This window comes from Cellulophaga lytica DSM 7489 (assembly GCF_000190595.1).
GTDB lineage: Bacteria > Bacteroidota > Bacteroidia > Flavobacteriales > Flavobacteriaceae > Cellulophaga > Cellulophaga lytica.
This window is the reverse complement of record NC_015167.1, coordinates 196591-213546: the sequence shown is the minus strand read 5'-3', so window position 1 is coordinate 213546 and position 16956 is coordinate 196591. Positions and strand designations below refer to the sequence as shown.

Genomic DNA, 16956 nt, shown 5'->3' with positions numbered 1-16956 from the left:
ATAAAAGTTGAAAAAAATAAATATGCAAAACAGAATAACATCATTATTTAATATTGAATACCCTATAATACAAGCAGGAATGATATGGGCTAGTGGTTGGAAATTAGCTTCAGCTGTTTCTAATGCTGGTGGCTTAGGAATAATTGGTGCGGGTTCTATGTACCCAGATGTTTTAAAAGAGCATATTTTAAAATGCCAAAAAGCTACAGATAAACCTTTTGCAGTAAATGTGCCAATGTTATACCCTAACGTAGAAGAAATAATGAAAATTATTGTAGACCTAGGTGTTAAAATAGTTTTTACTTCTGCTGGTAATCCTAAAACTTGGACAAGCTTTTTAAAAGAAAATGGTGTTACGGTAGTACACGTTGTTAGTAGTTTAAAATTTGCATTAAAGTCTGAGGCAGCCGGAGTAGATGCTGTTGTTGCAGAGGGTTTTGAGGCAGGCGGACATAACGGTAGAGATGAAACTACTACTTTAGCCTTAATACCAGCAGTTAAAGAGCAGCTAAAAATACCATTAATTGCTGCTGGTGGTATAGCAACGGGTAAAGCAATGTTAGCGGTTATGATTTTAGGTGCAGATGCAGTGCAAATTGGAAGCAGATTTGTGGCTAGTGAAGAGGCGTCATCTCATCAACTATTTAAAGAAAAAGTTGTAGATGCTAAAGAAGGAGATACTCAATTAACTTTAAAAGAATTGGCTCCAGTACGTTTATTAAAAAACAAATTTTTTAATGAGGTGCAAAATGCATATAGTAACGGAGCTACACCAGAAGATTTAAAAACCTTGTTAGGTAGGGCAAGAGCTAAAAGAGGAATGTTTGAAGGAGATATGGAAGATGGCGAGTTAGAAATAGGCCAGGTTGCGGCTATTATACATAAAATTATGCCTGCAGCTGACATTGTAAAAGAAATAGTAACCGAGTTTAACTTGGCAAAAACACAAATGGCTAACTTGTAATTAATAGTGTAAAGATTTAAAATAGATAAAGGCATCTAGTAGTCTACTACCATACCAAGAAAAATATTCGCCGTCTACCAACTCAACAGTTGTAGATGGCATTATTTTTTTTATTTCATCTATATGATTTCTTTTAAAAGGATACGGCTCAGATGATAATAAAATAGAGTCTGGTTTTAATTCTTTTAAAGCATCTAAGGTTGTTTCTGGATACCGTAAGCTATCACTAAAAACATTATCATAGTTATTAAGTGTAAGCATATGATTTATAAAAGTATTTTTGCCTGCAGCCATAAATGGTTCTTTCCAAATTAAGTAAGCTACTTTTTTACGTGGTTTGTCTTTTATAAAATCTTTAAAGGTATTTGCTTCATTTCTTATAGTGCTAACAATTTTTGTGGCACTAAACATTTTATTAAAAATTGTGCCATATTGCATTATTAGCTCTAAAGAATCTTCTAAATCATTAATATTAGATACGTGTACAGGGTAAAGTTTTTCTAGCGCTTCTACTATTTCTTTTGTGTTTTCTTCTTTATTACACAAAATTATGTCTGGTTTTGCAGCTTCAATTTTAGCTAAAGATATTTTTTTTGTGCCGCCAACCACTTTTTTAGACATACGTAAGTGTTTAGGGTGTACACAAAATTTAGTTACCCCAACAATATATTCTTCTAGACCTAAATCTACCAATAATTCTGTTTGTGAGGGAACTAAAGAAACAATACGTAATGGCTTTTTAGGGCAATTAATTTGCCTTCCCATTTGGTCTATAATCTGTTGCATAAAAGCAAATATACCTTAAAAATTAGGGGATGTCATTATATATCATCAGGAAACAAGAAAAAGCTTTTAAGTATGTCTTTAAGTCCGTCTGGTGTTAGTGGTTTACTTTTAAAATCGTTAATTTGTGTAAAGCTTAAGGCTCTTTCTTTATCATCAGGATTTAATGATGTTGTAAGCATTACTATAACGGTTTCTGCCATTTGGTTTTCTTCAAGCTTTTTGTATTCTTGTAAAAACTCCCACCCATTCATTATAGGCATATTAATATCTAATAAAATTAAACTAGGCTGTGGATATTTACCATCAGTCTCTGTTTTTAGATAATTTATTGCTTCTTCACCATTGGTTTTTACAATGATATTATCTGTACAGTTAACTTTTTTAATGACCATTTTATGCAAAAAATTAGTTGCATCATCATCATCTATTAACAATATACTTTTTAGCTTGTTCATTTTTGTTTTTTAATAGTAAATTTAAATTCGCTTCCCTTATTAGGTTCAGATATTACCCATATTCTGCCTTCATGCATTAATACAATTTTTAAGCAATGAGCAAGTCCTATTCCTACACCATCATAAATGTCTTTAGAATGTAAGCGTTGAAACATAGAAAATATTTTATCCTGATGCTTTTTTTCTATGCCAATGCCATTATCTTTTACACTAAACTCCCAATATTCTCCAATATCTTTTCCTTGTATTTCTACTACAGGTGCGTTTCCTTTTTTTTGAAACTTAATTGCATTGCCAATTAAATTTTGAAAAAGAATACGTAATTCTGTTTTTTGCCCATAAATTTTTGGTAACTTTTTATGTTTAATAGTGGCATTTATATCGTTTAAATTAGGCTGTATTTCTGCAATAATATTTTTTACAAGTTTGTTGGTTTTTACTTTGGTAACATTATTTTTTACTCCAATTCTAGAGTAATCAAAAACGGCTTTAATAAGTAGGCTCATTCTTGTGGTAGCTTGTCTAATAAAATTAAGATATGTTTTACCATTTTCGTCTAACTTATCTGCATATTCTTCTTTAAACAGTTGTGTGAAATTTAGTAATGTACGTAGTGGTTCTTGTAAATCATGAGAAGCAATAAATGCAAACTGTTCTAGTTCTTTATTTTTTTGACTAACAACATAATGGGCATTTTTTAAGGCTGTAACTCTTATTTGCTCTTTTTTATGGGCCGAAATATAATCTAGCATAATACCAATAAAAGGTATAGCGTAGGATATTGCCTTTAAGGTGTGTGCAATGTTAAAATTAGAATCATGTAAATTCTCAGATCCAAAGGCCATATACATTTGTGTAGCAATTGCGGGTATCATACTCCATAAGAGTGTGTTAGAAAAAACACTATTTTCTTTTTTATTTAACTTCGGAAATAAGTAAATAGCCATAAATAAGAAAAGAATAAGCGAAATTAAATCATACGGTCTTGTTACAAAACTGTTATGAAATGTTGTAATTGGTAAGGACTTGCTAGATGCTACAAAGTACATAGTTAAATATGCTAAAAGCACAAAAAATAAGGATACTAGTAAAACAAAACGTCTTCCTCTTTTAGGAATCATTCTTTTTTCTTTTATAAGAAAAATGCTTGCTCCAATAATTAAAATAACACTATTAAAAATTCTTGAGAGTGCCCAAGTAAAGGGTAAAAAGTTATCGTTAGTAGATGCAGAGTCTATTATATTTACAGCAGCTAATGCATGAAAACCATCAATAAAACCAGCACAAAGTAGTGCGGCACCAATTATAGGAGTTGTAGGGTTGTTGGTTATTCGGTATTGTATAAAGGCTAAAATTGCAGTAGATACAGCAATACAAATAGCTGTCCATTCTAAAATTAAGTGAGTAAAAGTACCTCTTAAATGGGTTAAAATTAAATTTTGAGACGCATCATCTAAGACAACTTTATCTCCACTGGCATCTAAAACTACGTTTATACTTCCAAAATTAACTCCAGCTAGCTGAAGAATAAAAGGAATAATACATATAACCAGTAGTGTTACAACTAAAGTTTTAGAGAACTTTAGTTCTTTTGTTATGGGGGGAGTTTTCATATGTAAATAAATACCTACACTAAAAATAAGTAATAATAGTAAGGTATTAAGTGTTTTTATAACTTATTTTTTTATAAAATAAGTTTAGCGGTTATAATTCTTTAATATAATTATTAACTATTTCTAAAGCTTTTTCAGCCTCATCATTATGTACATATAAATCTTGCTCTCCAGGTATAGCTGAAGCAAAACCAGCTAGTCTTCCTGATTCTGACTCATCTTTAACAACGCCTTCAATATTTATTTGTAGCAGCTTTTCTAAAATAGCCTTTACGTTAAATTGGTTTCCGCTATATATTTTTTTGTAGTTAGTTTTTAACATAGGTTTTAGTTCAGGTTTAAAATATATAATATACGGAAAAATAAAGAATTTTTATTTTAAAACCTGTCTTTGTAGTATTTTTTTTAGACCAAACTTGTAAGTGTTTCTTTTACAGTGGTCTGTTTTGTAATATAAGAGGTGCTAGGCAATGTTTTTAGACTAATTGTCTACTATTTTAGGAAGTATAAAGCATTTGTAAATAACATTTTATTATAAAAGTCCTCTCGCCTTAATTTCTAAATATTTATTAATAGTATTAATTGTTAGTTCCTCTGGCTTGGTAAGTATAGTTTGTATGCCATATTGCTGCAGTTCTTTCTGCATTAATTTTTTATCCATACTAAATTTTTCTGCAATAGTTTTGTGGTAAATACCTTGTAAGTCATCAGCACTAGTATTTATGAGTTCTTCTAGCTCGGTATTTTCAAAAAACACAACAACTAAAACGTGCTTTTTGGCAATGGCAAGTAAAAAAGGTAGTTGCCTACGCATAGCTGTAATGTGCTCAAAATTTGTGTAAAGCAGTAATAAACTTCTGTGATTTACTTTTCTTTTAATATGCGCGTAAAGCAATCCAAAATCTGAGTCTGTGTACTCTGTAGAAATATTGTAAAGCTTTTCTAGGATAGAGTTTAAATAGGTTGGTTTTTGTACAGCAGGTAAAAAAGTCTCTATGTTTTTAGAGAATGATATCATCCCAGTTTTATCATTTTTTTTAAGAGCTACATTAGAAAATGCGAGTGTACTATTTATAGCATAATCTAACAGTTTTAGACCATTAAATGGCATTTTCATTACTCTGCCAGTGTCTATAACAGAATAAATTGGTTGCGATTTTTCATCTTGGTATTGGTTTACCATTAACTGGTTACTTTTTGCTGTAGCTTTCCAATTTATGGTTCTAAAGTCGTCTCCTGGAACGTACTCTTTAATTTGTTCAAACTCTTGGGTATGTCCAATACGTCTAATTTTTTTCATTCCAAATTCAGATAATTTATTGCTAATAGCTAAAAAATCATATTTCTGCATTTGTATAATAGACGGGTAAACAGGTACCATTTGGTTTTTTAAATACAAGAACCTACGTTTTACTATGCGTAGGGGAGTAGAGACATAAATATTTAAATTACCAAAATAATATTCTCCACGTTCTACAGGTCTAACTGTATATTCAAAAATTTTAGGTTCTTTTTTAGTAAGTATGGTGTTGTATTTAAAATCTCTTTTTTGAAATTGAATAGGTAATTCCTCTACTACAGTGATACCAGTTTTAAAATCGTATGTGCTTATAAATTCCATAACAATAGGGTTATGGTCACTGTTTGATAATTTTTGAGGCAAGCTTCTGCTGGCTTTTACACTATTTTTTGTAGCGTAAAGTAAAACAATATCAAACAAAAACATTGCTAATAAAACCATAGTACAAATCCACGCAATAGGGTATAGCCATTTGTACCAGTATGATGTCATAAACATTGCTGCTAGTATGGCTAGGTACCAAAAAAAGGTATTGTGTATGTAAAACGATTTTAAAAAGCGCATGTAGTATTATCTAGGTATTTCTACAGATTCAATTATCATATGCACAACACTTTCTGTTGTCATACCTTCCATTTCGCGTTCTGGAGTTAAAATTACTCTGTGGTTTAGCACAGGCTCTAACGCCTTTTTTACATCTTCTGGAGTAACAAAATCTCTACCGTTAATAGCAGCAAAAGCTTTAGCGGCGTTTAAGGTAGCTAAAGAGGCTCTAGGAGAACCACCAAGGTATAGGTGTGGGTGGTTACGAGTTTTTGAAATTATCTCTGCTATGTAACGCAGAATTTTAGCTTCTACAATTACATCTTGTATGTTTTTTTTATACTCTTTAAGTTTAGTAGGAGAAAGTATATCATTAATTAATGTTTGTGGCTTAGCTCCTTTACGTTCATGATGAGTTGTAATTATTTTTATTTCTTCTTCTAAGGTTGGGTACTCTACTTTTATTTTAAACAAAAAACGGTCTAATTGTGCCTCTGGTAATGCGTATGTGCCTTCTTGTTCTATAGGGTTTTGGGTGGCTAAAACCATAAACGGAGCTTCCATTTTGTATGTTTTGCCATCCATAGTAACTTGTGTTTCTTCCATAATTTCAAACAAAGCGGCTTGTGTTTTAGCAGGAGCTCTGTTTATTTCATCAATTAAAATAATGTTAGAGAAAATGGGCCCTTTTTTAAATTCAAACTCAGAAGATTTAACGTTAAAAATAGAAGTACCTAAAATATCACTAGGCATAAGATCTGGAGTAAACTGTATACGACTAAAATCTGTTTTTAAAGTTTTAGCAAATAATTTAGCAGTAACTGTTTTTGCAATCCCAGGGACACCTTCAATTAACACGTGGCCATCTACTAAAAGCGAAACAATTAACAACTCTACAAAACGGTCTTGACCAATAATTACTTTAGCCAGCTCTTGTTTAATACCTGTTACGGCATTTTTTAAATCTTCTAGAGGTATTCTATTATCAAAATTGATATCGTTATTTGCTTCCATTTGCTTTGTCTTTAAATTGTTCTATTTTTTTATCTAATGCTAACAGCTCGTCATTAGTTATGCTGTGTTTATTCATAAGATTATCTAAAAAAAGAAATAAATTTTTAATTTCTTCCTTTGTATGAAAACTTCTGGCAGAGACTGTATTGTAAAAATCATCATTCTTTTCTAAAGTATTTACATGAAATTTAGATCGTACAAAATCCATAAAAAAGTTAATCTTATGTTCCGCAATTTCTTTTTGCCTATTTTTTTGATAATACATATCTGCTATAGTACGTGTAAACGCCAAAGTCTGATTTTTTAAAGGGGTAACCACAGGTATAGCTCGTTGTTTTCTTTTTCCTTCAAAAAACACATAAAATAAAGCACCAATTAGGGCTATGTAATAGGCCCATTTTAATTCTTTAGCACTTAAAAATATGCGCATTGGTGAAGTGTAAAATGTTTTGCCCGTTTTATGATGATTATCTACATACACATTTTTAGTAGTATCTATATAAGCCAATAAAGAAGATGTAAAGTCTGTATTATTTTTATTCTCTAAAATAAAATAATTGGTAAATGCATAAGGAAAATGATTTAAAATAATAGTTCCGTCACCGTAATTCTGTTTTATAATATTTGCATTTTTTATAGATATGGTTTCAAAATTATCTATAACTCCTAATACTTTGGTATTTAATGTGTCTATTTTAGAAAAATAAGTTACATCAGATTTTTTACTAAACACTATAGGTTTATCACTTTTTAAAGAAGGATTAACCAACTGCATATAAAAGTGATGATTTATATCATTTGTATAAAGTGTTTTAGTGCTAAAATTAAGCTCATCTTTTAAAGCGTGACTAAAACTAGAGCCAGCTAAGTATAGTGTATTTCCTTTGGCGGTCCACTCTAAAAGTTTTTTAACTTCACTTTTGTCTATATCTAGGGTGTTGTTTATTAAAACATAAGTGCCAGAAATATTGTTGTTTTTATTTAAAAAAATATAAGGAGGTTCTTGCACTGCGGTTATTTTATCACCTAATCTTTTTTCTAAAATATCATTAAAAACCTTTGTTCCAAATGGTATTTTATGGTGTGTAGTAAAAGAAGGAAACCAATTAACTTCTTTTGGTTTATTGTATTCCAAAGCTAAGTAAGTAACAAATGTTACTACTAAAATTATTATATATGATTTTCCTTTTTTTATCACTTTTTGGTAATACTATTTTGTAGTTTAATAAACTCAGCAGCTGCTTTATTGTATTTTGTTTCGTCTATTGCAAAATCTCCATACCAAATATAATCATATAACCTAGTTATAGTTACAAAAGGTTTAGCGTAAGTAGAGTTGCTTAATTCTTTTTGGTAATCGTCATTAGTTTTTTGTAATTGCCAGTCTATAAGATCTTTTTCACTCATTATTTTTAAGATATACAAGTAGTAATATCTAATTGCTAACCTGTAGTTTTTATCTTCTAATGCATTTTTTATTAACTGCTGAATATCTTCATTTTTTATAATGTTTTCTTCTTCAGATAAGGTAACAGCGCTCTTGTTCTTTTTAGATAAGCTTATGCTGTTCATATTTGTTTTTAAAAAGAATAGTACAGCAACTACAATTAAAATAACCAGTAGTAAATATGGTAATAGCCCTAAAAAAGCAGACAAATAGCCAACAGCTTTTTCACCTCCAAATAGCCATTGAAAAAAGCGCAACCAGTAAGAGTATAACCAAGTTTTAAATTTTTCCCACCAAGAGTTATCTGCTTTTTCTAAGGTGTAATTATAGCTAGAGTCATCTTTATAGGATTGTAAGTCTTCTTCTGTAATTTTCTGTACAGGCATAGAAGCATCATCATACTCTACATTGGTAGAGTCTTGAAAACTGTACGCAGATATAGAAAAAGTAATGCAAATAAGTAAAGAAAAAAGAAGCTTTTGCATATTAAAGATTGGTAGAATTACCTAAATTTTGAATACGCTCCATTGTTCCAGTTAAATTTTTTCTTTCGTTTAAATCAAAATATATAAAAGCGCCAGCAACAACAGTTATAATACTTAATAGGTATTGAAATAAAGCCGTTATAGTATTTATGGCTATTCCTATTGGGTCTATTAAAGTGTCTCCCATATTACTAGGATCTATTTCTGCAGAAAACACACCCATTTTTGCATACATATAAATTGCAGACGGTACACTAAATGCGTAACCTGCTACGGCAACAACAATACCAACAACAAGCATAGTGGCAAATGTTATCCACCAATAATCTTTAATTAAACTAAAACTATAGCTAAAAGCATCACCAACAGGTTTTTTATTAAAAATTAAAATACTAAAAGATAGGGTTAGTGGTACATACAAATATATTCCAGGTATTAAACAAAGCATTAAACCAAGACCCACACAAATACCTACTAAAAATGCTAATCCTATAAACTTCCAAAAAGTACTATATACTTCAGATTTTATCTGATCAAAATTAATAACTCCGTTGTTTTCTACATAATTTTTTATATAGTGTAAGGTAACGGACTGTGCCATTGCATAAGCTGCTCCCATAGATAAAATAAATACCAATGCTGCAACAAAAACCATTAAAACGTTAGTTACTTCATTAGAGCTTTCAATATTAAAATTCATTAGTCCTCCCACGGTATAAGCATAAAAGGCATTGCAAATTAAAAATATAACTAAATAAGGGCCGGCTATTTTAAAAAAGGTATTAAAAAATGGTTTTAACTGAGTTCTTAAAAAAGCAAAAGTATCTCCCAGAATCTCACCTAAGTCTCTTTTCTTTTTAAACTCTACATAATTATTGTTCTGCATGGTTGGTTTTTTTGTGTAATAAATAAGGGTAAATAACGTAATAATATAAAATTAAAGCTAACGAGCTTGTAATAATTAATATTGCAAGCCAGTCTGGCATTTCTGTATGTCTGGTTACAAAGCCTTCTAAAAAGCCAGCAATGATAAAGAATGGTACTGTAGATAACATTATTTTTAATCCGTTTACAGTGCCTCGTTTAAAAGATTCTAACCTTGTATATGTCCCAGGAAAAAGAATTCCTTTAGCTAAAACAAGTCCGGCGCAACCAGCAATTATAATTACAGATATCTCTATAGTCCCGTGTATCCAAATGGTACGTGCAGACTCCCATAGCAGGCCTTTTTCATAAAACATATATTGGAAACTGCCTAACATAATGCCATTTTGCATCATAATAAACAAAGAACCTATACCAAGTAAAATACCATAAATAAAAGCCATTATAGCAACTTTTATATTGTTAATAGTAATGCCTAAAAACATTTTAAATTCACTTTGTTGTTTGTAAACAGCCATAGGGTCATCATTAGCAATATTTTCTAAAGTCATATTTACATATCCATCACCTAAAAATGACCTAACAAAATCACCATCATTAGCTGCAGAGAAAACTCCTACTGCGCAAAAAAATGTAAAAACAAGAAATGCAATTAGCAATTCACGACGATTATGATAAAATAATGTAGGAAATTCTGTTTTCCAAAAGCTGATTATTCTGTTTTTTGGTTCTTTTTTGGTCTTATATATCTTTTGGTGTGCCTCTGAAGCCAAAGAATTTAAAAAAAATGCGGTGTTGCTACCAGGGTAGAAAGTCTTAGCATAGCTAAGGTGATCGGTAATTTCAATATACAAATCAGACAATTTGTTTGGGTCAATTTCCGTTTTCTTTGCCAGGACACTTTCAAAAGTAGTCCATTTGTCTTTATTTTGCTTTACAAAGGCAGCTTCGCGCATTGGCTTTTAAGATTTGTACCAAAGAAACTAAAATATGAACGAAATTCAAATAGAAACTGCTCAAAATATTAGCATTCATCAAAATGCTGCACATTTGGGTGATAGGATGCTAGCCTATATTATAGATAGCATTGTTATTTTTGTTTATACGTTATTAATGATTCTTTTACTGGTATATATGAACATTACTTTTGAAGATATGTGGCATTTGTATTTAATTGTAACATTGCCAGCTTTCTTCTATTATTTGTTGTTAGAGTATTTTATGAATGGCTCTACAGTTGGTAAAAAAATAATGTCTATAAGAGTTGTAAAACTAGATGGCTCTACACCAAATTTTTCTAGTTATTTTATACGTTGGATTATGCGTATTGTAGATGTGTTAATGTCTTCAGGAGGTGTTGCGGTACTTACAATATTGTTAAGAGGTAACGGACAGCGATTGGGAGATATAGCAGCAGGGACTACAGTAATTACTGAAAAGAAAAAGGTAAAGCTGCAAGATACTATGGTAGCTAACTTACCAGATACTTATAGACCTAGTTACCCACAAGTAACCGTTTTTAAAGATGCAGAAATGCAAACCATTAAAGAGCTGTTTAGCTCTGCAAAACGCAATGGAGACCATAATGTTATTGTTTCATTATCAAAAAAAATAAAAGAAGTAACCAATATAACAACCCAAGAGAAGCCTATAGATTTTGTAGCAACTGTTATAAAAGATTACATTTACTACACACAAGAATTATAGCGTATGTTTTATTTGGTTATAGATATTTTAGGAACCATAGCGTTTGCAATATCTGGTGTGTTGGTAGCAATGGATAAAAAACTAGATCCTTTTGGAGTTTTTATAGTTGCTTTTGTAACAGCGGTAGGTGGTGGTACTTTAAGAGATTTATTATTAGGTAATACACCAGTTACTTGGTTATTACAACCCATTTATATTTACACTATTTTAATAACAGTTGTGTTGTCTATATTGTTTAGGAAGCAATTAAAATACTTAAGAACATCTTTATTTTTGTTTGATACTATTGGTATTGGTTTGTACACATTAGCAGGTGTAGAAAAAGGTTTAGACGCAGATTTATTACCCGTAATGTGTATTGTAGTAGGTACAATAACAGCTTGTTTTGGAGGTGTTATAAGAGATATTTTGTGTAATGAAATACCTGTAATATTTAGAAAAGAGGTATACGCCACGGCTTGTATAATAGGGGCAAGCAGTTACTTTTTTTTAATAAAGTTACCCATAAAACCCAACTACATTTATGTAGTTTGCATTTTAATTGTAATAACGGTGCGTTTGTTGGCTGTTAAGTTTAAAATTGCCTTACCAACAATATACCCTCCGGTAGAAAGCAAAAAGTAGTTACTTTACAACCTCGGCTTTAATAATAAAAATGTTTTGCTTAGGCCAATCGCCTTCATCTACAGGTTGTCTGTTAATTAAATCTACCACATCCATACCTTTTATAACTTTTCCAAAAGGAGTATAATCTTTATCTAAATGGTAAGACCCAGGCTTAGTAACAACAATAAAAAACTCATAAGGAGAAGCTAACTTATGTGGGTTGTCATTTTCACTACTAGGCATAGATATAACACCTCTATGGTGTTTGTGTCCTTTTTTTGTATCTGGAGGCAATAAATACCTGCCAATTTCACCTCTTTTTTTAGCGGTTTTTCTGTTGTCAGCATTACCGCCTTGAATAATAAAATTTTTAACTACTCTGTGAAAATAGGTGTCGTTAAAATATCCTTTTTTAGTTAGGTAAATAAAATTTGCCTTGTGGTAGGGTACATTATCAAAAAGTTGTAATGTAAAACTACCAAGGTTGGTTGTAATTTTTACTTTATCTTCTTTTAATGTTTTGTTGTATTCATAAAAAAAAGGAATAGCATTTTCTTCTGTAAGTACAAATTTTTCTTCTTTTTTAGTAACTTTAGAACTGTCTACTGCAACAGTATCATTTTTAACTTTAGTCTGTTTAACTTTTTGTTTGGGTTTGGGTGTATTGTTGCAACCAGTAGTTAAAATTAATAGTAATAGTATAGCGTAAGATAGTATCTTTGTATTCATGAATTTTGATGATTTTACCAAAAGAATTTCAAAAATAAAGAATCTTCCATTATTAGGTGAAGAATCACATAACAAAATGGCTCCGTCTATTAGAATTGATGAGCTAAGTAGAATGAAAAACCAACGCGATAAAGCACGTAAGGCAGCTGTTATGGCATTATTTTATCCTACAAAGGAAAATAGTACTAATTTGCTGTTAATGTTACGTAAAACTTACAAGGGTGTACATTCCAATCAGGTTGGTTTTCCTGGAGGGAAAGTAGAGAAAGAAGATGAGAATTTGTTGCATACTGCTTTAAGAGAAACTTATGAAGAAGTTGGTGTGCCTCAAAATAAAGTTCAGGTTATGGGCAAATTGTCTTCAATTTATATACCTCCAAGTAATTTTGAAGTTCAGCCTTACATTGGTGTGTATCCTAACCCTACGCCTTTTGTAATACAGGAGTCAGAGGTAGAGCATTTGGTAGAGGTTTCTCTACTAGATTTTATGGATGATAGTAAAATTAGTACTCAAAATTTAACAACTTCTTATGCTAAAAATATTGATGTACCTGCTTTTAAATTAAATGGTTACGTGGTTTGGGGAGCAACTGCAATGATTATGAGTGAACTTAAAGAGCTACTAAAACAATTGTTATAATTATATAAATTTGTAGATTTGGCAACACAACAATAATTATGGGTTTATTTAAAAAGAATCCTTTTGGGCATATACTATTTTTAAAAAAATGGTTAATACGCGTTGCGGCAGTAATAACACACCGCAGGTACAAAGGGTTTAATAAATTAGAAATAGAAGGATCACAAATACTTAGAGATTTGCCAGATAAAGGCGTGCTTTTTGTGTCTAATCATCAAACTTATTTTGCAGATGTGGTAGCAATGTTCCATGTTTTTAATGCTAGTTTAAGCGGTAGAGAAGACTCTATTAGAAACATAGGTTACATTTGGAAACCAAAGCTTAATATGTATTATGTAGCTGCTGCAGAAACAATGAAAAAAAGTCTTTTAACTAAGATTTTGGCTTATGCAGGTTCTATTAGTATACAGCGTACTTGGCGTGCAGACGGGCAAGATGTAAAAAGGCAAGTAAAAATGAGTGATATATCTAACATTGGTACTGCTTTAGAAGATGGTTGGGTTATTACTTTTCCGCAAGGAACAACCACACCTTGGAAACCTTTACGTAAAGGAACGGCGCATATTATAAAAAAATATAAGCCAATAGTTGTGCCAGTAGTAATAGATGGCTTTAGACGTTCTTTTGATAAAAAAGGTTTACGTATTAAGAAAAAAGGTATTTTACAATCTATGGTTATAAAAGAACCTTTAGATATAGATTATGAAAACGACTCTTTTGAGTCTATTATAGATAGATTAGGACACGCTATAGAGCAAGATCCATCTTTCTTAAAAGTTATCTCTAAGGCAGATTTAAAAGCTTTGGAAGAAGAAAACGAACTTAGAAAGTGGAAGTTAGATTAGTTTTAGCATTTAACCTCTTTAGAAAAAACAAAAACCATCTGTAAAATTCAGATGGTTTTTTTTGGTTATAAAAAGGGCAGTTTGGTTTAAATTTCCATTTTCTTTAGTTCAAAGTAATTTCTATTAAGCTTTTTAAGTAATAATCCATATAGTAAAAAGTAGATTAATGCAAAAAGTACGGTTGTTACTAGTGCAACCACAATAAAAGTAATTACCATTATAGATTTAAACTTCTCTGGAGATATACCTTGTGGTAACTCTTGGTTGTATACAGTAGTAAGCATATTTGGGTCAAAATAAACAGTAAAAGCTTGTGCAAGCATTGTAAATAATAACATTCCTAAGCTAAATATTATATAGTACTTTACAGTTTTTCTTGTACGTATAATGTTTTTCATTAATGTTTTAGAGTCGTCTAAAACAGATATTTCCTTGTATCTTTTGTAAAACTGAAAAATAAAATAAAAAATACATATGTATTGTATAAAAGTTACAACCATAAAAAATGTGCCGTAGGCATTGCCGTAGTACATTTTTGATACGTGCTCTCTTGTGCTAGGAAAAATAAAAAGTATATTAGGTAGTAAAAACTCTAAAATACTAATTATAAATATCCACTTTACGATAGAAGAAGATCTCTTCCATATCATTTTGTAAATATCATTGTAAGACAATTTAGGAAGCTCATCTCCCTTTTTTTGCCAATCTTTTTTTAAGATATCCAATTCATCCATATATATTAAGGATTTAAAATGGTTTTTAATTTTTTCTTTATTCTATTCATCTTTACTCTGGCATTAACCTCAGAAATACCTAGTGTTTCAGATATTTCCGCATAGTCTTTATCCTCTAAGTAAAGAAACACTAATGCTTTGTCTATGTCTCCTAGCTGCTTTACTGCTTTGTACATTAATTTTAGTTGTAATTCTTCTGTTTCATCATATTCATCGGCCTTAATTTTAAAAATTACAGACTCATAACTTTGTGTACTTACTTTTCTTTTAGATTTTCTGTATAATGTAATTGCAGTATTTAACGCAACTCTGTACATCCAGGTACTAAACTTAGAGTCACCTCTAAATTTAGGGTACGCTTTCCATAACTGTATTGTTATTTCCTGAAACAAATCATTATGAGCATCTTTATCATTAGTGTATAGTGTACAAACCTTGTGAACAATATTTTGGTTGTTCTCTAGTTCTGTTACAAAAGCATGTTCTAATTCTTTACTCACTTTTAAGTAGATAGTTGTAGCCTGTTAGTAGTTGTAATTTTGTATTTGTTACAAATAAATTTAAAATTATTTTCTAGGGTGGTAGTTTTCAATAACTTGGCTTAAGTGTTTTCTATCTATGTGTACGTATACTTCAGTTGTTGTAATACTTTCGTGACCTAACATTTGTTGTATAGCTCTTAAATCTGCTCCGTTTTCTAAAAGATGTGTTGCAAATGAGTGGCGTAGTGTATGCGGACTAATTGTTTTTTTTAACCCAATGGTTTCTGCAAGTTGTTTAATAATTGTAAAAATCATTGCACGGGTTAATTGCCTACCTCTTCTGTTTAAAAATAAAATATCTTCAAACCCTTTTTTTATGTTTAGATGATTTCTTATTTCATCCTTATATATATTAATGTACTTTTTATTAATGTTGCTAATAGGAACAAAACGTTGTTTGTCTCCCTTTCCTGTAACTCTTATAAAGTCTTCTTTAAAAAATAAGTCAGATAGTCTTAAGTTGGTAAGCTCAGATACACGTAGACCGCAACCATATAATGTTTCTAACATAGCTCTATTGCGTTCACCTTCTGGTTTACTTAGGTCAATTGCATCTATTAAATCGTTAATTTCCTCAACAGACAGTGTATCTGGCAGCTTTCTTCCAATTTTTGGAGCTTCTATTAAATCCATAGGATTGTCTGCTCTGTAATCTTCAAAAATTAAATAATTAAAAAAACTTTTTAGGCCAGATATAATTCTTGCTTGCGACCTAGGGTTAATACTTGCAGAAATTTCATAAATAAATTGCTGTGTAGTTTCCTTAGAGATAGAAATAGGAGATTCGGTGATGTTTTTTTTGTTTAAAAATGTAATTAATTTTTCAACATCTAAAACGTAATTCGTAATAGAATTCTCCATTAACCCTCTTTCAATTTTTAGAAAGTGTTGATAATCAGTTAATCCCTGTCTCCATTTCATATAGGTTAAAATTAAGTTAATAATTTGGATAAAAAAAGAGTTTTAATACCCCTATTTTTTATGTTTTTTACTCATCACAAATACTTACATTTACACAACAAAAATTGTAAGTAAACAAAATTAACAAACTATGTTTACTGCATAATTATAAACTAAAAATTAAAATTATTTTTATGAAAAAGTTATTTATTGTAGCTATCACAGCTCTAGGATTTACTTTTGCTGCACAAGCACAAGATGCAGCTACTTCTACTAACGGTGGTCAAACTGCTCAAGGTAAATGGTTAATTGAAGCTAACACTGGTTTTGGTTCTGCTAGTGCTGCTAATACTGGTTTTTCTTTAACATCTGTAGATGGTAACACTAGTTGGAATTTAGGTGCTGAGGGTGGTTATTTTGTAGCTGATGATTTAGCTGTAAAAGTTGGTTTAGGATATGGAGATAATGGATCGGATGGTCCAGCAAGTTCAACATTTTCTTATAAAGTTGGTGCTAAATATTACATCGCTAGTATGATTCCTGTACAAGTTGATTATTCTGGTGCGAGTATTAAAGATTTTGATGAAAATCCAAGTTATTTAGGTTTACAAGGAGGTTATGCTATTTTCTTAGGTGAAAATGTTAGTATTGAGCCAGGTTTACGTTATGACATTTCTATGAATGATGATTATTCTGATGAAGGTATTTTTCAAGTTCGAATTGGTTTCGCTTTACATTTCTAAGCAAAAACTAACTAATAA

Annotated in this window: 20 protein-coding genes; 6 read left to right on the top strand and 14 right to left on the bottom strand. The window is 30.6% G+C overall.

The features are described 5' to 3' along the window. Positions 1-22 precede the first annotated feature (22 nt). Positions 23-964, top strand: coding sequence for an NAD(P)H-dependent flavin oxidoreductase (locus CELLY_RS01070; protein ID WP_013619800.1), 942 nt, complete (start codon positions 23-25; stop codon positions 962-964). Here CELLY_RS01070 and CELLY_RS01065 read toward each other — a convergent pair whose 3' ends face one another. The 10 genes from CELLY_RS01065 to CELLY_RS01020 form a co-directional block, all read right to left on the bottom strand. Beyond that, entirely contained in the window at positions 965-1750 is a 786-nt protein-coding gene (locus CELLY_RS01065) for an ABC transporter substrate-binding protein (protein WP_013619799.1), read from the bottom strand. It lies immediately after the preceding gene. Between the two features lie 35 nt (positions 1751-1785). Next, positions 1786-2205: a response regulator gene (locus CELLY_RS01060; RefSeq protein WP_013619798.1), complete on the bottom strand. Its 420-nt coding sequence runs from the start codon at positions 2203-2205 to the stop codon at positions 1786-1788. Then, complete coding sequence (locus CELLY_RS16590) at positions 2202-3818, bottom strand: ATP-binding protein (RefSeq protein WP_013619797.1); 1617 nt, start codon at positions 3816-3818, stop codon at positions 2202-2204. The genes CELLY_RS01060 and CELLY_RS16590 overlap by 4 nt, the downstream gene beginning before the upstream one ends. 91 nt (positions 3819-3909) lie before the next feature. Further along, the gene (locus tag CELLY_RS01050) at positions 3910-4140 is read right to left on the bottom strand and encodes a putative signal transducing protein (RefSeq protein WP_013619796.1); all 231 of its coding nucleotides are present in this window, start codon (positions 4138-4140) and stop codon (positions 3910-3912) included. 210 nt (positions 4141-4350) lie between these two features. Beyond that, positions 4351-5682 (bottom strand): DUF58 domain-containing protein, encoded by a 1332-nt coding sequence (locus tag CELLY_RS01045; RefSeq protein WP_013619795.1) that lies wholly within the window; start codon positions 5680-5682, stop codon positions 4351-4353. A gap of 6 nt (positions 5683-5688) precedes the next feature. Further along, positions 5689-6675 carry an AAA family ATPase gene (locus CELLY_RS01040; RefSeq protein WP_013619794.1) on the bottom strand — a complete coding sequence of 329 codons (987 nt, stop codon included), beginning with the start codon at positions 6673-6675 and terminating at the stop codon, positions 5689-5691. Further along, positions 6662-7873 carry a DUF4350 domain-containing protein gene (locus CELLY_RS01035; protein ID WP_013619793.1) on the bottom strand — a complete coding sequence of 404 codons (1212 nt, stop codon included), beginning with the start codon at positions 7871-7873 and terminating at the stop codon, positions 6662-6664. Before CELLY_RS01035 ends, CELLY_RS01040 begins: the two co-directional genes overlap by 14 nt. Beyond that, complete coding sequence (locus CELLY_RS01030) at positions 7870-8607, bottom strand: DUF4129 domain-containing protein (protein WP_013619792.1); 738 nt, start codon at positions 8605-8607, stop codon at positions 7870-7872. Before CELLY_RS01030 ends, CELLY_RS01035 begins: the two co-directional genes overlap by 4 nt. Before the next feature lies 1 nt (position 8608). Beyond that, entirely contained in the window at positions 8609-9493 is an 885-nt protein-coding gene (locus CELLY_RS01025; protein WP_013619791.1) for a YciC family protein, read from the bottom strand. After that, positions 9480-10448 (bottom strand): stage II sporulation protein M, encoded by a 969-nt coding sequence (locus CELLY_RS01020; protein ID WP_013619790.1) that lies wholly within the window; start codon positions 10446-10448, stop codon positions 9480-9482. The genes CELLY_RS01025 and CELLY_RS01020 overlap by 14 nt, the downstream gene beginning before the upstream one ends. A 34-nt stretch (positions 10449-10482) precedes the next feature. Between CELLY_RS01020 and CELLY_RS01015 the strand changes: the two genes are divergently transcribed. Continuing rightward, positions 10483-11199 (top strand): RDD family protein, encoded by a 717-nt coding sequence (locus tag CELLY_RS01015; protein WP_013619789.1) that lies wholly within the window; start codon positions 10483-10485, stop codon positions 11197-11199. Positions 11200-11202: 3 nt separating this feature from the next. Further along, positions 11203-11823, top strand: a complete 621-nt coding sequence (locus CELLY_RS01010; protein ID WP_013619788.1) for a trimeric intracellular cation channel family protein — start codon at positions 11203-11205, stop codon at positions 11821-11823. On the opposite strand, the gene CELLY_RS01005 is transcribed toward CELLY_RS01010, so the two are convergent. Further along, entirely contained in the window at positions 11824-12534 is a 711-nt protein-coding gene (locus tag CELLY_RS01005; RefSeq protein WP_013619787.1) for a peptidylprolyl isomerase, read from the bottom strand. Here CELLY_RS01005 and CELLY_RS01000 point away from each other — a divergent pair. Together CELLY_RS01000 and CELLY_RS00995 are read left to right on the top strand one after the other, a co-directional pair. Then, positions 12533-13174 carry an NUDIX hydrolase gene (locus tag CELLY_RS01000; protein WP_034644558.1) on the top strand — a complete coding sequence of 214 codons (642 nt, stop codon included), beginning with the start codon at positions 12533-12535 and terminating at the stop codon, positions 13172-13174. The genes CELLY_RS01005 and CELLY_RS01000 overlap by 2 nt on opposite strands. A 38-nt stretch (positions 13175-13212) precedes the next feature. Continuing rightward, positions 13213-14019 carry a lysophospholipid acyltransferase family protein gene (locus CELLY_RS00995; protein ID WP_013619785.1) on the top strand — a complete coding sequence of 269 codons (807 nt, stop codon included), beginning with the start codon at positions 13213-13215 and terminating at the stop codon, positions 14017-14019. Between the two features lie 86 nt (positions 14020-14105). Here CELLY_RS00995 and CELLY_RS00990 read toward each other — a convergent pair whose 3' ends face one another. From CELLY_RS00990 to xerD, 3 genes are all read right to left on the bottom strand, one after another. Further along, the gene (locus CELLY_RS00990) at positions 14106-14753 is read right to left on the bottom strand and encodes a hypothetical protein (RefSeq protein WP_013619784.1); all 648 of its coding nucleotides are present in this window, start codon (positions 14751-14753) and stop codon (positions 14106-14108) included. A 5-nt stretch (positions 14754-14758) separates the two neighbouring features. Beyond that, positions 14759-15253 carry an RNA polymerase sigma factor gene (locus CELLY_RS00985; RefSeq protein ID WP_013619783.1) on the bottom strand — a complete coding sequence of 165 codons (495 nt, stop codon included), beginning with the start codon at positions 15251-15253 and terminating at the stop codon, positions 14759-14761. Positions 15254-15319: 66 nt separating this feature from the next. Next, positions 15320-16216, bottom strand: a complete 897-nt coding sequence (gene xerD / locus CELLY_RS00980; RefSeq protein WP_013619782.1) for a site-specific tyrosine recombinase XerD — start codon at positions 16214-16216, stop codon at positions 15320-15322. Between the two features lie 173 nt (positions 16217-16389). On the opposite strand from xerD, the gene CELLY_RS00975 reads away from it, so the two are divergent. After that, entirely contained in the window at positions 16390-16938 is a 549-nt protein-coding gene (locus tag CELLY_RS00975) for a hypothetical protein (protein WP_013619781.1), read from the top strand. The last annotated feature ends 18 nt before the right edge of the window (positions 16939-16956 follow it).

Bases quoted from the DNA above. Each gene is read 5' to 3' on its own strand.
- CELLY_RS01070 (WP_013619800.1), top strand. From the start codon at position 23: ATGCAAAACAGAATAACATCATTATTTAATATTGAATACCCTATAATA.
- CELLY_RS01065 (WP_013619799.1), bottom strand. From the start codon at position 1,750: ATGCAACAGATTATAGACCAAATGGGAAGGCAAATTAATTGCCCTAAA.
- CELLY_RS01060 (WP_013619798.1), bottom strand. From the start codon at position 2,205: ATGAACAAGCTAAAAAGTATATTGTTAATAGATGATGATGATGCAACT.
- CELLY_RS16590 (WP_013619797.1), bottom strand. From the start codon at position 3,818: ATGAAAACTCCCCCCATAACAAAAGAACTAAAGTTCTCTAAAACTTTA.
- CELLY_RS01050 (WP_013619796.1), bottom strand. From the start codon at position 4,140: ATGTTAAAAACTAACTACAAAAAAATATATAGCGGAAACCAATTTAAC.
- CELLY_RS01045 (WP_013619795.1), bottom strand. From the start codon at position 5,682: ATGCGCTTTTTAAAATCGTTTTACATACACAATACCTTTTTTTGGTAC.
- CELLY_RS01040 (WP_013619794.1), bottom strand. From the start codon at position 6,675: ATGGAAGCAAATAACGATATCAATTTTGATAATAGAATACCTCTAGAA.
- CELLY_RS01030 (WP_013619792.1), bottom strand. From the start codon at position 8,607: ATGCAAAAGCTTCTTTTTTCTTTACTTATTTGCATTACTTTTTCTATA.
- CELLY_RS01025 (WP_013619791.1), bottom strand. From the start codon at position 9,493: ATGCAGAACAATAATTATGTAGAGTTTAAAAAGAAAAGAGACTTAGGT.
- CELLY_RS01020 (WP_013619790.1), bottom strand. From the start codon at position 10,448: ATGCGCGAAGCTGCCTTTGTAAAGCAAAATAAAGACAAATGGACTACT.
- CELLY_RS01015 (WP_013619789.1), top strand. From the start codon at position 10,483: ATGAACGAAATTCAAATAGAAACTGCTCAAAATATTAGCATTCATCAA.
- CELLY_RS01010 (WP_013619788.1), top strand. From the start codon at position 11,203: ATGTTTTATTTGGTTATAGATATTTTAGGAACCATAGCGTTTGCAATA.
- CELLY_RS01000 (WP_034644558.1), top strand. From the start codon at position 12,533: ATGAATTTTGATGATTTTACCAAAAGAATTTCAAAAATAAAGAATCTT.
- CELLY_RS01005 (WP_013619787.1), bottom strand. From the start codon at position 12,534: ATGAATACAAAGATACTATCTTACGCTATACTATTACTATTAATTTTA.
- CELLY_RS00995 (WP_013619785.1), top strand. From the start codon at position 13,213: ATGGGTTTATTTAAAAAGAATCCTTTTGGGCATATACTATTTTTAAAA.
- CELLY_RS00990 (WP_013619784.1), bottom strand. From the start codon at position 14,753: ATGGATGAATTGGATATCTTAAAAAAAGATTGGCAAAAAAAGGGAGAT.
- xerD (WP_013619782.1), bottom strand. From the start codon at position 16,216: ATGAAATGGAGACAGGGATTAACTGATTATCAACACTTTCTAAAAATT.
- CELLY_RS00975 (WP_013619781.1), top strand. From the start codon at position 16,390: ATGAAAAAGTTATTTATTGTAGCTATCACAGCTCTAGGATTTACTTTT.